Origin of the sequence: Sporosarcina luteola (genome assembly GCF_023715585.1) — a bacterium.
Classification (GTDB): Bacteria; Bacillota; Bacilli; order Bacillales_A; family Planococcaceae; genus Sporosarcina; species Sporosarcina luteola_D.
On record NZ_JAMBOK010000001.1, the window covers coordinates 110356 to 124803 of the forward strand.

Annotated in this window: 9 protein-coding genes, 1 tRNA gene and 1 pseudogene; 6 read left to right on the forward strand and 5 right to left on the reverse strand. The window is 44.3% G+C overall.

The features are described 5' to 3' along the window. Positions 1 to 38: 38 nt before the first annotated feature. Both M3193_RS00695 and M3193_RS00700 read right to left on the reverse strand, forming a co-directional pair. On the reverse strand, positions 39 to 272 hold the full coding sequence (locus M3193_RS00695; protein WP_251623713.1) for a hypothetical protein: 234 nt from the start codon (positions 270 to 272) through the stop codon (positions 39 to 41). Between the two features lie 620 nt (positions 273 to 892). After that, positions 893 to 965, reverse strand: a tRNA-Val gene (locus M3193_RS00700). Positions 966 to 1089: 124 nt separating this feature from the next. Here M3193_RS00700 and M3193_RS00705 point away from each other — a divergent pair. Next, positions 1090 to 1941 (forward strand): DNA-3-methyladenine glycosylase family protein, encoded by an 852-nt coding sequence (locus M3193_RS00705; protein ID WP_251627107.1) that lies wholly within the window; start codon positions 1090 to 1092, stop codon positions 1939 to 1941. Positions 1942 to 2002: 61 nt separating this feature from the next. Here the strand turns inward: M3193_RS00705 and M3193_RS00710 are convergent, their stop codons facing one another. Further along, positions 2003 to 2161: a hypothetical protein gene (locus tag M3193_RS00710; RefSeq protein WP_251623715.1), complete on the reverse strand. Its 159-nt coding sequence runs from the start codon at positions 2159 to 2161 to the stop codon at positions 2003 to 2005. A gap of 317 nt (positions 2162 to 2478) precedes the next feature. Here M3193_RS00710 and M3193_RS00715 point away from each other — a divergent pair, with 317 nt between their 5' ends. Beyond that, complete coding sequence (locus tag M3193_RS00715) at positions 2479 to 3864, forward strand: aldehyde dehydrogenase (protein ID WP_251623717.1); 1386 nt, start codon at positions 2479 to 2481, stop codon at positions 3862 to 3864. Positions 3865 to 3939: 75 nt separating this feature from the next. Here the strand turns inward: M3193_RS00715 and M3193_RS00720 are convergent, their stop codons facing one another. Further along, a complete protein-coding gene (locus M3193_RS00720; protein ID WP_251623719.1) occupies positions 3940 to 5553 on the reverse strand; it encodes a two-component system sensor histidine kinase NtrB in 1614 nt (537 codons plus the stop codon). 96 nt (positions 5554 to 5649) lie between these two features. Between M3193_RS00720 and M3193_RS00725 the strand changes: the two genes are divergently transcribed. From M3193_RS00725 to M3193_RS00740, 4 genes are all read left to right on the forward strand, one after another. Beyond that, the gene (locus M3193_RS00725; protein ID WP_251623721.1) at positions 5650 to 6699 is read left to right on the forward strand and encodes a M42 family metallopeptidase; all 1050 of its coding nucleotides are present in this window, start codon (positions 5650 to 5652) and stop codon (positions 6697 to 6699) included. Between the two features lie 24 nt (positions 6700 to 6723). Beyond that, positions 6724 to 8214, forward strand: coding sequence for a UDP-N-acetylmuramoyl-L-alanyl-D-glutamate--2,6-diaminopimelate ligase (locus M3193_RS00730; protein ID WP_251623723.1), 1491 nt, complete (start codon positions 6724 to 6726; stop codon positions 8212 to 8214). Positions 8215 to 8349: 135 nt separating this feature from the next. Then, a complete protein-coding gene (locus M3193_RS00735) occupies positions 8350 to 9924 on the forward strand; it encodes a peptide chain release factor 3 (protein WP_251623725.1) in 1575 nt (524 codons plus the stop codon). Positions 9925 to 10245: 321 nt separating this feature from the next. Next, positions 10246 to 13311 carry an efflux RND transporter permease subunit gene (locus M3193_RS00740; RefSeq protein WP_251623727.1) on the forward strand — a complete coding sequence of 1022 codons (3066 nt, stop codon included), beginning with the start codon at positions 10246 to 10248 and terminating at the stop codon, positions 13309 to 13311. Positions 13312 to 13713: 402 nt separating this feature from the next. Here M3193_RS00740 and M3193_RS00745 read toward each other — a convergent pair. After that, positions 13714 to 13923 (reverse strand): annotated as a pseudogene (locus M3193_RS00745) (IS5/IS1182 family transposase); the annotation flags it as partial. Positions 13924 to 14448: the final 525 nt, after the last annotated feature.

The window sequence follows — 14448 nt, forward strand, 5'->3', positions numbered from 1 at the left end:
TAGGAAAGGAGCGCCACTATGGGCGCTCCTTTCTTTTTTTAATGAATGCTGCGCATCCCTTTATCCGTCTTTTCTAGCATTTCTTCCGTTGCAACAAAGAATACCCCCATTAGGAAGATGAAAATAGCTCCCATCACAGTTCCAATTCCAATGCCGGTGATTGCGCTGTAATCGCTTACAAAGAAACCATACGAGAAAACGAAGATTCCGATTGCTAGTACTGTCAGACCGACAACCTTAACGGCATTCAACATCTTTAATTTGGATTCCATTACCAACACCCCTTTTCTATATTATTTACCTTGTTCACAAAGTTGTCAAACTTTTTTTGAGAGGGAGTAACTCATAACACAAGATACTGCTTCCTTATAACAAAGAAAAATATGCGAATTGCTATAATGAGGGATGGTAGAGTCCTTATGTCGCAAGTTGTCCTATTTAGGGATGCGCTGTTGTTGGTCTCCATCAATTTATGTCCACTAGTGCCCACAAAAAAAATAATTGGTCAAAGCGGTAAGTGATTATGGGTAAGGCTTATTAAATGAAATAGGGGGTGTTTGGATGATTAAGGAGCGATTCAAAGAGTTCGTAAAAGAAATGTTCAATAATGGAGATGGTGAAATATGTATTAAAAAATCGAGGAGACAGATACGAAAAAACCGTAACAACAACAGTCGAGGTTTTCGTTAATGGTGAATTTGGTGCGAGTGATAGTGAGATAGCATACTTGAATGAGTGATGCGGTAATAAATACGGTTCGAAAACTTTGTCGGAAATTGGTTCTGAGCTGGTTCCGAACGACAAAAAAACAGCCCCTAGGCATCCGGCCTAATAGGACTGTTTCTGGAGAAGGTTGTTGTTCCGACAACCTTCCTACGGGTTTGGCACCCAATGATTCCGACTGGGCTCGAACCAGCGACCTCTACCCTGTCAAGGTAGCGCTCTCCCAGCTGAGCTACGGAATCGGGAGAAAGTGTTGCTTGCTTACTGCACATTTATTATTATAGCTTGTTTGCGATAGAAGTCAACACTTTTTCTAAAAGTTTTTTAAAGCGACGAAAAAAAGGTAGAATATGAAGAAAAGAGGTGATGACAATCGAGGCACATATTTCGATACCATTCGTATATAACTTTGACCGTGCGCTTGAAAGATTGGCAACAGACCCTGTAAATGCAGTGGATTTATCAAAACGTGAAATCCGCATTCCAATGGAAGAAGGGAATATCGTCAGTCTTGTGGCCACCGGTTCAACGGCCATTCCATCCTTTAAACTAGAGAACGTAATTGACGAGAATCAGCTCGACCATATTAAAACACTATTTCATTTTGACCGCCCGTTGGATATGATTGCACATCATTTTAGAGGGACAGATCTTGAGCAGCTTTTTATAGATCATGCCGGCACGCCGCTCATCCGAAGTTTTTCACTCTATGGTACGCTTATGAAAAACATCATTCATCAACAGTTGAATTTGGCATTCTCTCATATATTGACGATGCGCTTCGTCGAATCTTTCGGCAGCCTGCAGGACGGTGTTTGGAAATATCCGAGTCCGGAAACGATTGCATCTCTGGATGTGGAGGATTTACGGAAGCTTCAATTTAGTGGCAGGAAAGCAGAATATGTAATTGGATTGTCACGATCGATAGTGGATGGCAAGTTGGATTTATCAAAGTTAACTCAAATGGATGATGAAGAAGTGATAGAAGAGATGGTCAAGCATCGGGGAGTTGGCCCGTGGACTGCCCAAAACTTCCTTATGTTCGGACTAGGACGGCCAAATTTATTTCCGTTAGCGGATATCGGTCTTCAAAATGCTTTAAAACAATTATGGAAACTCGACCGGAAACCGACAGCTGATGAAATGATTGTCCATTTTGCGTCGTGGTCACCATATTTAAGTTATGCTGCGTTATATTTGTGGAGAAGCATAGAATAACAAGGAGCATAAACTGAAGCTGGGCATAAAAAAGCTTCCCGTCAATCGGGAAGCATGTCAATTAGTGTGTATGGTTTTGGTTAGTATCAAGATCCATTTCATGTTTTGGGTCAAAGTAGAGGAAAGTTTCATTATCCAGGTCTGTAACGCGCTCCTTGTTGAGACCTAATGAAAGATTACCCTCAAAAATTGTTTCCCACCAAGTTTCTGTTGTTGTCATGTTCATTTCCTCCATTTCATTGATTATTAGTTTGTGGCTATGTGATACGTCTTTACCCGAGAAGGAGAGGGACCGAAACGCGAACCACTGAAAAGGAATCATTAGACCTATTGTTTGCCGGCGGGTTAAATATGCCTTTTTTCATTGGCGATAAAGGTTGTACTGCACGAATTACGGGACCAAATTAATGAATTATGTAATCATAGTATATGTTGACGTTCAATTCCCCAAACTGCGTAATTGGTCGGAATTTGACGAACTGAAATCGGTTCTTTTGCTATATTGACAATATTATTTGTTGAAGGGGCGGGGTATTTGTGGGAATTTCTCAAGAAATCGAATCGAAAATCGCATTTCAGCGAAACTTTTATGATTCCGGAGTTACAAAAACTGTGGAATTTAGGTTGGACATGTTAGAGCGTTTACGAAAAGCGATTGTACAAAAGGAAGAAGAGATTTTTGAAGCGTTGCAGAAAGACTTAGGGAAAAGCCAGTTTGAGTCGTATGTGACGGAAGTCGGGTTCGTATTGTCTAGCATTTCATTCATGATGAAGCATTTAAAGGAATGGATGGAGCCTGAATCTGTGAAGACGCCAGTACATCTGCAACCGGCGAAAAGTTTTATCATACGGGAACCATATGGGACAGTATTGATCATCGGACCTTTCAACTACCCATTTCAGTTAATCATGGATCCGTTAGTGGGTGCAATTGCTGCAGGAAACTGCGCGGTCGTCAAACCGTCAGAAGCAACTGTCCATACAGCTGATATTATAAAAGATATCTTGACGGAAGTTTTTCCTCCAGATTATGTACAGGTCGTCGAAGGCGGTATCGAGGAAACTTCCGCATTGATCCATGCACCTTTCGATTATATATTTTTCACCGGTAGTGCTGCTGTCGGGAAAATTGTCATGAAGGCGGCAGCTGAACGTTTGACACCGGTCACGTTGGAGCTGGGAGGGAAAAGTCCTGTCATCGTCGATCAAACTGCTAACTTGAAGAGGGCTGCGGAACGGATTGTTTGGGGGAAATTTGTGAATAACGGGCAAACTTGTGTCGCGCCGGACTATGTCGTTGTCCATGAATCAGTGAAGAAGCAATTTCTGAATGAGCTCAAAAACTGTATACACGACTTCTATGGAGAAGACAGCGCGAAAAGTCCGGATTATGGGAGAATCGTCAACGAGAAACATTTTGATCGACTAGCAGAATTGATCGATAAGGAAAGGAGCCATATCGTCCTCGGGGGAAAAGCAGACCGTCATGATCTATACGTGAGCCCGACCTTATTGGATGGCGTTTCATGGAACGGTCCTGCAATGGAGGATGAAATATTCGGTCCGGTTCTTCCAATCTTGCCCTATCAAAATTTAGGGGAGGCCATTCGTCGTATCCGCCAACTGCCCAAACCTTTAGCAGCCTACCTATTCTCTGAAAATGAACAGGCGCAGGATTATTTCTTGGAACAACTTCCGTTTGGAGGCGGCTGCATTAACGATACTATTTCACATGTAGGCAATATCCATCTACCTTTTGGCGGAGTCGGTGCATCCGGCATGAATGCCTACCATGGAAAGGCGAGCTTTGACCTGTTCACTCATTCGAAATCCATCTTGAAGAAAAGTACAAAAGTTTCTGTCCGTATTGGGTATCCGCCATATGGAAATAAACTGGCAATTGTAAAGTCTCTACTTCGCTAATTGTGGTGAGCACCGTGCGAAGGAATGCATAGGCTTTTCCTTCGCACATTTTCAGTATGTTGAAAATATAGATGATCAGTCCGCAAGCGTAGCAAACCCTATACTTTTATTGAGTGAATAAATCGGGAAAGACACGGTCAATTCAGTGCCGTTTTTTCGAAGTGTATTGAAATCGATTTTTCCTCCATGATCCAACACTATTTTTTTCGTAATGACGAGTCCGAGTCCTGTAGCTCCGTCCTTCGTCGTGAAGAACGGTATAAACAATTGTTTGAACGTCTCGGGATCCATCCCATGGCCGTTATCGGTCAGCGTAATAGAAATAGTATGATTGACGATCGAATTATAAAACGAGATGTTACCGCCGTTCTGTACTGCCTCCAGCGAGTTTTTCATGAGGTTGATAAATACTTGTTTTAAACTTTCTTCATTACCGAATACAGTCGACGGATATTCTGCCAAAAATAAAGAGCAATTAATTTGCCGCATTTTCAGCTCTTCTGCAAAAAGGTCAATGACTCCAATTATCGTATTTTCTACGTCAATTTCCTTTCGTTGCTTAATATTAGGTTTGGATAAAATCAAGAATTCATTCGCGATTAAATTGATCCTCTCAATTTCATTCTCCATTATCTCCGTATAGGCACGATATGGATTATCGGGATCTTCATTCATCAATTGGACAAATCCATTGACCGAGGTCATAGGGTTTCGCACTTCGTGGGCGACAGTCGCGGCGATTTCCCCAATTGCATTTAGTTTAATCGCTTCAACCTTCAGGCGTTCTGCCTGAAGTTTTTCCGTTATATCTCGAGTGATCATGGACAATGCTATGATTTCCTTGTTTTTATCATAGATGGGTGCCAAGGTTGTTTCTGCCTCAAATACAGTTCCGTTTTTCCGAAGCTCTTTCGACCGGATATTTGTAAAGCTCCTTCCTTGCAGCAGATATTGTTGCTGCTCTGCCTTTCCTTCGAGTTCTGACAGGGGTGTCAATTGTATCGCTTTTCCGATGCACTCCTCTTTTTTCCAACCATATATCTCTTCAAATGCAGGATTGACGGCAAGCAGCTTTTGGTCAAGGCTGAATACTGCAATCGCATCTTGAGCATGTTCAAAAAATAAATCCAAATAACCGTCTTTCGAGGAAAGAGTCATGCTCATAACCTCTTTTTCAATGAGCAGCTTTTTCATTTGGGGGCCGATTTTTACAGTGATGATGAAGAGTAGCAGCACGACAATAAGAAATAAGAAACTGAAATGGATTACTAATTTTAGATCTCTCGTCGGATGGAAATATGGACCTATGATCTGTAATAATACGATCAATTCAATAGCCGTTAAGACCATCATGATAATGTGCAAGTATTTGTCGCTAAAGACGAGAGACATGATAATAGGAAAAAACAAAAAGAAAAGATAGGGAAAATCTGCGTCGACAAACAGCAAGGAAAGAATATAAAAATTGCTTCCCATGATAATTAGCCAGCTAATTATTTTTTGGTTCGGTTTTCCAAAATGCAGAAGACCAAAAAGGCTGAGGTTGAATAGAGCTCCAGCTGCAATTGGCAGTACATATAACGGTTGGTCATAGAAAGGTGAAGCGAGTAGTTGAAGGAGAACGATAAAACTGAAAGAACCGACGAGATAGTTATTTTTTTTAGAGTGAAGGGCGTGACCGTTTTCCATTGCTGCACCTCGGAAAGTAGTAGTATTATAAGTATCATACAACATTTGTTTTATAATGGAAACAGAAGTTTCAGAAAAAGAAAAGGGGAATGAGAGATGCATCAATTTAATGAATCAAGAACGACTGAATTATTAAAAAGACTAGTTGAAACCCCAAGTCCATCGGGCTTCACTGAAAAAGTCATGCAAGTCATCGCCGACGAACTTGGGGAAATCGGAGTCCCATTTAAACGGACGAATAAAGGCGCTGTTATCGCAACTTTGACAGGGAAGGATGATTCACGTCATCGTCTGTTGACAGCGCATACGGATACGCTTGGAGCGATGGTGAAGGAAATCAAAGGCAATGGAAGGCTGAAATTGGCGATGATTGGCGGGTTTAACTGGAATGCGGTGGAAGGTGAGTATTGCCATATACATACTGCTTCCGGAAAGGACTTCCGCGGGACGATTTTGATGCATCAGACCACAGTCCATGTCTACCGGAATTCTGGAACGGCAGAAAGGAATGCCGACAATATCGAAGTGCGGATCGATGAGAAAGTGACGAACGCTGCCGAAACGAGAGCGCTTGGCATTGAAGTGGGAGATTTTGTTTCGTTCGATCCAAGATTTGAAGTGACGCCAACCGGTTTTGTCAAATCAAGGCATCTTGATGATAAAGCGAGTACTGCCCTTTTGTTGGAGTTGATACGTTCATTGATGGAAAATGAAACGGAACTTCCGAATACGACTCACTTCTACATCTCGAACAATGAAGAAATCGGTTATGGCGGGAATTCAAATATCCCGAATGAAACCGTAGAATATATCGCTGTCGATATGGGGGCGATTGGTGACGGGCAAACTTCTGATGAGTACACCGTATCGATCTGTGCGAAAGATTCAAGCGGGCCGTACCATTATGCGCTGACTAGGCATTTGACGGATCTATGTGAAAAAGAGAGTATACCGTTCAAGTTAGATATATATCCTTATTACGGATCCGATGCCTCTGCAGCAATACGTGCGGGCTTCGATGTACGTCATGCACTGTTCGGTCCTGGTATCGAATCCTCGCATGCATTGGAAAGGACTCATGTCGATTCATTAAGAGCGACATCACAATTGTTGCATGCATATGTACTATCAGAAATGTTGAACTAATAATTGTTGGAAGGTGGCCTCGGTATGGAGACCCATTATTTATTTTCAAGTTTACCGATCAAGAGAGTGGAAGGGGTTTTACCCGATATCGTAACGGATATTGCAGTCGATTCGCGCTCAGTCAATGCAGGAGGCGTGTTTGTCTGCATAAAAGGGTTCACTGTGGATGGACATGCATTCGTTTCGAAAGCGATTGAAAATGGAGCAAGAGTGATTGTGGCTTCCAGTCCTGTCGAAGCTGATTTGGACAAGGTGGCGGTCGTCTACGTGGAAGACACGTCAAGGGCAATCTCTTTGCTGGCGCCCCGCTTCATGAACTTTCCTTCAAAACGTATGACGATGATCGGCGTTACGGGAACGAACGGAAAAACGAGCGTTGGCAATATGCTCCATTCCGTATTGCAACATGCTGGTGAAAAATCTGCAGTGACGGGTACAATTGGCTTCAATTTGGACGGTGTTTTATTTGAAACTGAAAATACGACAGCGGATGTGCTGACGACACAGCAAATGATCAAGCAAGCGGCTGATGCAGGGTGTTCCACGATGACGATGGAAGTTTCTTCTCATGGGCTTGTGGAAGGAAGACTGGCGGGCACCGAATTTGATATTGCGGTCTTCACGAATTTATCGCATGACCATTTGGATTTCCATGGAACGATGGAGAATTATGGGCATGCAAAAGGACTTTTATTTGCGCAGCTTGGACAGGACCTTGCGCAGGCGAAGTACGGCGTCGTCAATGCGGATGACCCCTGGGGAGAGCGAATGAAGGAAATGACCTCCTTCCCGGTATTTACATACGGAATTCGCAATGATGCTGATTTCCGTGCAATGGACATCAACATGACTGTCGATAGCACTTCATTCTATTTGGAATCGCCGGTTGGAGGCTTCGACGTCACGATGGCGCTTATTGGAGAATTCAACGTCTATAACGCTCTCGCGGTCATTGCGGCCTTATATGCAAAGGGACTTGAGATGGATGTAATCCTCGAAGGGTTGGCAGTCATTCCTTCTGCAAAAGGCAGGATGGAGAAAGTCGATACGGAGTTGCCGTTGACCATTTATGTCGATTACGCACACTCACCTGATGCAATCGAGAAGGCGATCCAAGCAGTGTTGCCTTATAAAGATGCCGATAGCAAATTGATATTCGTCATTGGGACAGGCGGTAACAGGGATCGTATTAAACGTCCGATCATGGCAGAGAAGGCATCGATTGCCGATTATGTCGTGCTGACGACGGATGACCCGAGAGATGAGGCATACGAAACGATTTTGTCCGAGCTTGAAGCAGGCATGCAGCACAATCAATATGCGTGCATCGGGGATCGAGAGGAAGCCGTCCGTCATGCCGTTTCTGTCGCGGAGGAAGGGGATATTATCATCTTTGCCGGAAAAGGCCATGAAGACTTTCAAATCATCGGCAGAGAAAAACTTCCCCATTCCGACGCAGAGATCGCATTGGATGAGGCGGAGAAGAAGTTCGGCAGAGGTTATATAGAGAAATAGGAAAATGAAGAGCTATCATATGAGATAGCTCTTTTCCTTTTAGTAAAAGACTTTGCGCAATGGAGAAAAAATTGTTGAAAATGATTTGCAATCTGTCTATGCTTAGAAAAGTGGAAAAGAAGGAGTTCAGACAAAATGGAAAAACCTATACATGAAGAGATTGCATCACGGCGTACGTTTGCAATCATTTCCCACCCGGATGCCGGGAAAACGACGATGACAGAAAAACTGCTCTATTTCGGCGGTGCCATCCGTGACGCAGGTACCGTAAAAGGAAAGAAGACAGGAAAATATGCAACATCAGACTGGATGGAAATTGAAAAGCAACGTGGAATTTCAGTAACTTCTTCCGTGCTGCAATTCGACTACGACGGAAAGCGTGTCAATATTCTCGATACACCTGGACACGAAGACTTCAGTGAAGACACATACCGTACATTAATGGCGGTAGATGCCGCTGTCATGATGGTCGATTCGGCAAAAGGTATCGAACCTCAGACACTCAAACTATTTAAAGTCTGTCGGATGAGAGGTATACCGATTTTCACGTTCATGAACAAAATGGACCGCCAAGGGAAAGAGCCTCTCGAACTGATGGAAGAGTTGGAAGAGGTACTCGAAATTGACTCATATGCGATGAATTACCCGATCGGCATGGGCAAGGAGTTCATCGGTGTCTATGACCGTTACAATAATCGCATTGAGCAAGCTCGTGTCGAAGGAGACAGTCATTTCCTTCCTTTAAATGAAGAAGGGGAGCTTGCAGTCGAGCATCCGATGACGGAAACTTCCTATTATAAGCAAGCGCTTGAAGACGTACTGCTCTTAAATGAAGCAGGCAATGAGTTTGACGTGGAAAGAGTCGCCAAGGGAGAATTGACGCCTGTGTTTTTCGGCAGTGCCTTGACAAATTTTGGAGTGCAGACATTTTTGGAAACATTCCTTCAGTTTGCACCACCTCCGCAACCGAGGAAAACGAAGGACGACCAGCTTATCGATCCGAATTCAGAGGAGTTCTCCGGGTTCATTTTCAAAATCCAGGCGAATATGAATCCTGCTCACCGTGACCGGATCGCTTTTGTACGGATTGTATCGGGCGGATTCGAAAGGGGGATGTCGGTCACAGTCCCACGAATTTCGAAAACGATTAAACTATCACAGACTACACAATTTTTAGCTGATGACCGCGAAACGGTAAATGAGGCAGTTGCAGGGGATATCATCGGTCTATATGATACGGGGAACTACCAAATCGGCGACACTGTTGTCGGAGGGAAGTCAAATTTCCTATTCGAAGCGTTGCCGCAGTTCACGCCAGAGCTGTTTGTTCGTGTCACAGCGAAAAACGTCATGAAGTCGAAGCATTTCCATAAAGGAATCCTTCAGTTGGTCCAAGAAGGCGCAATCCAATATTACAAGACGTTGCATACAGAAGAAGTTCTATTGGGCGCCGTCGGTCAACTCCAATTCGAAGTGTTCGAGCATCGTATGAAAAACGAATACAACGTGGATGTCCACATGGAGCATATCGGCTCCAAAGTCGCCCGCTGGATTGAAAATGAAAGCGATGTGAAAGATTCGATGACGGGGCAGCGTTCCATGCTCGTGAAGGACCGTTATGACAATCTCGTCTTCTTATTCGAAAATGACTTTGCACTACGTTGGTTCGGTGATAAATTTCCGGATATTCGACTGTACAGCTTGCTATAAATACTCTGTTCAACCGGGAGACTCGATATTTCAAGTCTTCCCGGTTTTTTGTTTGTTGGAAATTAAATGAGAGATGGTTTTAATGATTCGAAGGTCCCGAAATGACAATAAAAGTCGGGAAATGATTGATAAATTCGGGGAAATGATTGATAACCTCCGATGAATGATCGATATCCCTAGGGAAATAATCGATACCTGTATGGAAATGATCGAAAACTTTCCGAATCTGTTTATGAGGGATAACCGAGGCTCGGAATTGATGTTACCGTCATCTTTCAATATGATAGTAGTAAGCGTTTTGCAGACGAAAGGGATGTGCAAATGAAAATCAGTGATTTTTCCATAAAACGACCTGTCTTTACGATTGTGACGATTTTTTTAGTCATCATCCTAGGGGCAGTTTCCTTTTTCAAAATTCCGGTGACGCTCATTCCAGAGTTGAACCCACCGGTAGCAGTCGTCGTCACCAACTATCCGGGTGCCTCTTCCACGGAAGTGAGTGAGAAACTGACAAAGCCGCTGGAGGCAAGCTTGTCTACTGCCCCTGGCTTGAAATCAATGCAGTCGTCTTCACAGGAAGGTGCCAACTTCATTCTGCTCATGTTTGACTGGGCTACAAAAATTGACGATGTGCAACTGGATATTATGCAACGAATCAACCAAGTGCCTATACCTGAAGGCGCTGATGCCCCGAGGTTCATGAAATTCGACCCTGCACAGTTTCCGGTCATCCAATTATCACTTCGAACAAATTCAGAAAAAGCCGATATACGGGAAATCGCCGAGCGTCTCGAAACGGAGCTGCGCAGGACGAAGGGGGTCGCCAGCGTTACCGTAACAGGTAAATTGGTGGAAGAGGTCCAAGTCATTTTGGATCAGAAAAAGCTTGAGAATTTCGGACTTGTTCAGTCGGACATTGTACAAGCAATCCAAGCGAACAATGTATCGATGCCCGGAGAGCCGATTGAAACGAACGGCGGAAAGCAACTGACGACAAGAATCATCAGTTCATTGACGACCATCGATGATATTAGAGAAATCATGGTAGGCGTCAATCCAATGACCGGAGGAAAAGTGAAAGTGAAAGACATTTCGGAAGTTGCTTTGCTTGAAGCGAAAGCAACTTCCGAAACGAGGGCGAATGATCAACAGGCAGTTCTCATGTCGGTTCTGCAGGAATCAGGTGCAAATACGGCAACGGTGTCGACAGCTTTCAAAGATGCATTGGATCGTTTACTTGCCCAGGAGGAATACGAAGGTGTCGAGGCGGATGTTTTGTTTGACCAAGGTGACTATGTGAAACTTGCCGTCGGAAATATCGGCCAATCGCTATTGCTTGGCGGACTATTTGCGATGATCGTTCTGTTTTTATTCCTACGGGGAATCAAAAGCCCAATCATTATCGGCATTGCAATCCCTTATTCTGTCGTCGTTACATTCGTGCTCATGTTTTTCGCTGACTTCTCGCTTAACATCATGACGCTTGGCGCGTTGGCGCTCGGAATCGGGATGTTAGTTGACAATGCGATTGTTGTCATCGAGAATATCGAACGGCATATAGCGATGGGGAAAGATCGTACAGAAGCAGCAAGGGATGGGGCGAAAGAAATCAGTGGAGCGATTACGGCTTCAACGTTGACGACGCTCGCCGTCTTTGTACCCGTCATTTTCATCAGCGGCTTGATTGGGCAGATCTTCACGGAATTCGCGTTGACAATATCATTCAGCCTATTTGCATCCCTTGTCGTCGCATTGACGGTCGTACCGATGATGGCGAGTCGGATGCTCACAAAGCCCACGGGGAATATCGAAGCGAGAAGGCGCCGTTCGAAGACGTTAAACAGGTTTGAACGATCGGTCAAATGGTCACTGCGCCATCGTGCATTCGTGCTAGTAATGACACTCGTCCTTCTACTAGTCAGCGGCTTCGGCTTATTCAAGGTCGGTACGGAATTCCTTCCGCCTACAGATGAGGGGTTCTTCAGCATTTCTATTAAGATGCCGAATGGCGCATCGTTGTCATCTACAAATGAAGTTGTGAAAAAGATTGAGACCAGGCTGAAAGAGGAAAAAGATATTGACGTTTATGTAAGTCTGATCGGAGGTACGCAACAAAGCATGGCGCAAGGGGGGTCAGAATCGGATCGGGCCGAAATGTATGTCAAGCTTGCACCCCTTAAGGAGAGGAAGCGTTCGGTATTCGAGTTTGTTGATGCTGTTCAACCCGATGTGCTTGATCTCGTAGGTGAAGAAGCAAACGTAAGCTTTGAAATGCAGACCGCAGCTGGATCCAGTCCGAATACATTATCCTTTACATTGAAAGATACGAATGAAGCAAGGTTGAACGAATCGGTTGCTAAACTTGATAAAGAGCTGCGGAAAATGGATTCGGTACTTGAAATATCCAATAATCTTCAAGATACAGTCGAGGAAATCCATATTGAAGTAGACCGTGAAAAGGCAGCCGGCCTTGGACTGGCACCTTATCAGATAGCGCAAACCGTAAATTCGATTACACGCGGGCAAGCAGCTTCACAATTCGTTGATAAAAAAGAGAATGTAGTATCGGTCATTGTCCAATATGATGAAAAGTACCGCAACAGCATTGACAGGCTGAAGCAAATTAAGTTGAGAACTCCATCAGGAACTTTCATCCCGCTGAAGGATGTCGCATCGATTTCCATTGCAGAAGGGCCGGTTTCCATCCAGCGGGTTGACCAGGCCCACTCTGTCTCCTTCAATGTAAAGTATGAATCGTCATTCTCTTTAGGGGATATGACCGATAAAGTGAATGGAATCGTGAAGAAGATCGATTTGCCGGAAGAGACGGAAATGTCTTATGGGGGCGATCGGGAACTGTTCGAGAGTGCGATCGATGATATGCTTATGGCGATTGTTCTCGCCGTAGTTCTCGTCTATATCGTAATGGCTGCACAGTTCGAGTCTTTCAAGTATCCATTTGTCATCATGTTCTCTGTGCCGCTCATGGTGATTGGGGTGGCGTTAGGATTATTCGCCACGAATACGCCTATCAGTGTGACTGCTGTCATCGGAATTCTTGTCCTTGTCGGCATAGTCGTCAATAACGGAATTGTTCTCGTCGACTATATTAACCAACGGAAAGAGAGCGGGATGTCTTCTTACGACGCCATTATCGCTTCTGTGAGGGATCGTGTACGTCCTATCCTGATGACCGCCTTGACGACGATCCTAGGGCTGTTGCCATTGGCGCTCGGCATCGGCGAAGGGACGGAAATGAATCAGCCGATGGGGATTGCTGTCATCGGCGGGTTGATCAGTTCTACATTCCTTACGTTGTATATCGTTCCGATCATCTATAGTTTGTTCGATCGGCAAACGAGAAGACGTGCGATTGAGGTTGAATAGATCTAAAAACTCCGGAGATGACTCTCCGGATTCAGACTGTAGACAAAAGGGTTGGAAATCATAGATTTCCAACCCTTTTGCTTAAAAATGTAAATTTTAACTGTCAGTATACTGAAATAACGTTGATTTCCGTTCCGGGCGGACGCTTTCCGGGGGGCTTGCCCTCAGCCTCCTCGTCGCTTCGCTCCCTGCGGGGTCTTCACGTTGCGCTTATCCCCCAGGAGTCGCCGCCCTACACTCCAATCAACTAGAAATCCTTTAAGATATGGGGATTATTTCAGCCTCCATAGCCGGCGCTCTCCACGTCCAACTAGCCATCTTCTTACGATTTAAGGCAGCAAAAGTCAGCATCGCCTGCATGAGCATTCTTTTACGTTAGTTTCAATTTCCTTGTTTGTCTGCGATATATTGAATGAATGTCATCTTGATTAGTACCACAGGATCTAAGTTAGCTCTCCCAGTGGTTGAATACAGATCTTCAACTTATGGATAGATTAAGGAAAAATCAAGGGCGGCATCCAGTTTGCGCACCAGATGGTCATCAGGAACCAACTGCTCTATTGACAGCATTTCCAACTGTTCGCGTTCTTTAATTTGATTCCTTGTCATCATATCCATCACCTCATTCAGTTATTAGATAACACCGTTGATTGGAGCGGAGAGCGGCGACTCCTGCGGGAACAGCGCGAGCTGAAGACCCTGGACTGAGCGAAAGCCGTTACGTAGAACGGCTTTTGCGAGCACAAGCGAAGCGTTGCGAGCATAGGCTGCCTTAATTTCTGCAAAGAACGCAGAAATACGGCAAATCGAACCCTTCGTTGTTCGATTGGCTGAAGCCGTGCCCGCGGAAAGCGTCCGCTCGCAGTGCAAATCAACATTGTAGCATTATCTCTATTTTAAAAGAAAAGAGACTGTAGGCAAACACTCAAATTCATGGAGTTTGTCTACAGTCTGAATCCGGAGATGCCTCTCCGGATTTTTATAATTTATTCGTAGCGAATAAATTGTTTCCAGATATCTTTGATGGTATAATTCTTTGTAAGCACTCAACAACCAAATATTTCTTTTGACAGTTGTCAAAGGGGAGTAGCTATAGGGCAACCTATTTCATAGTCGTCAATACATGGCAAGCGCCAT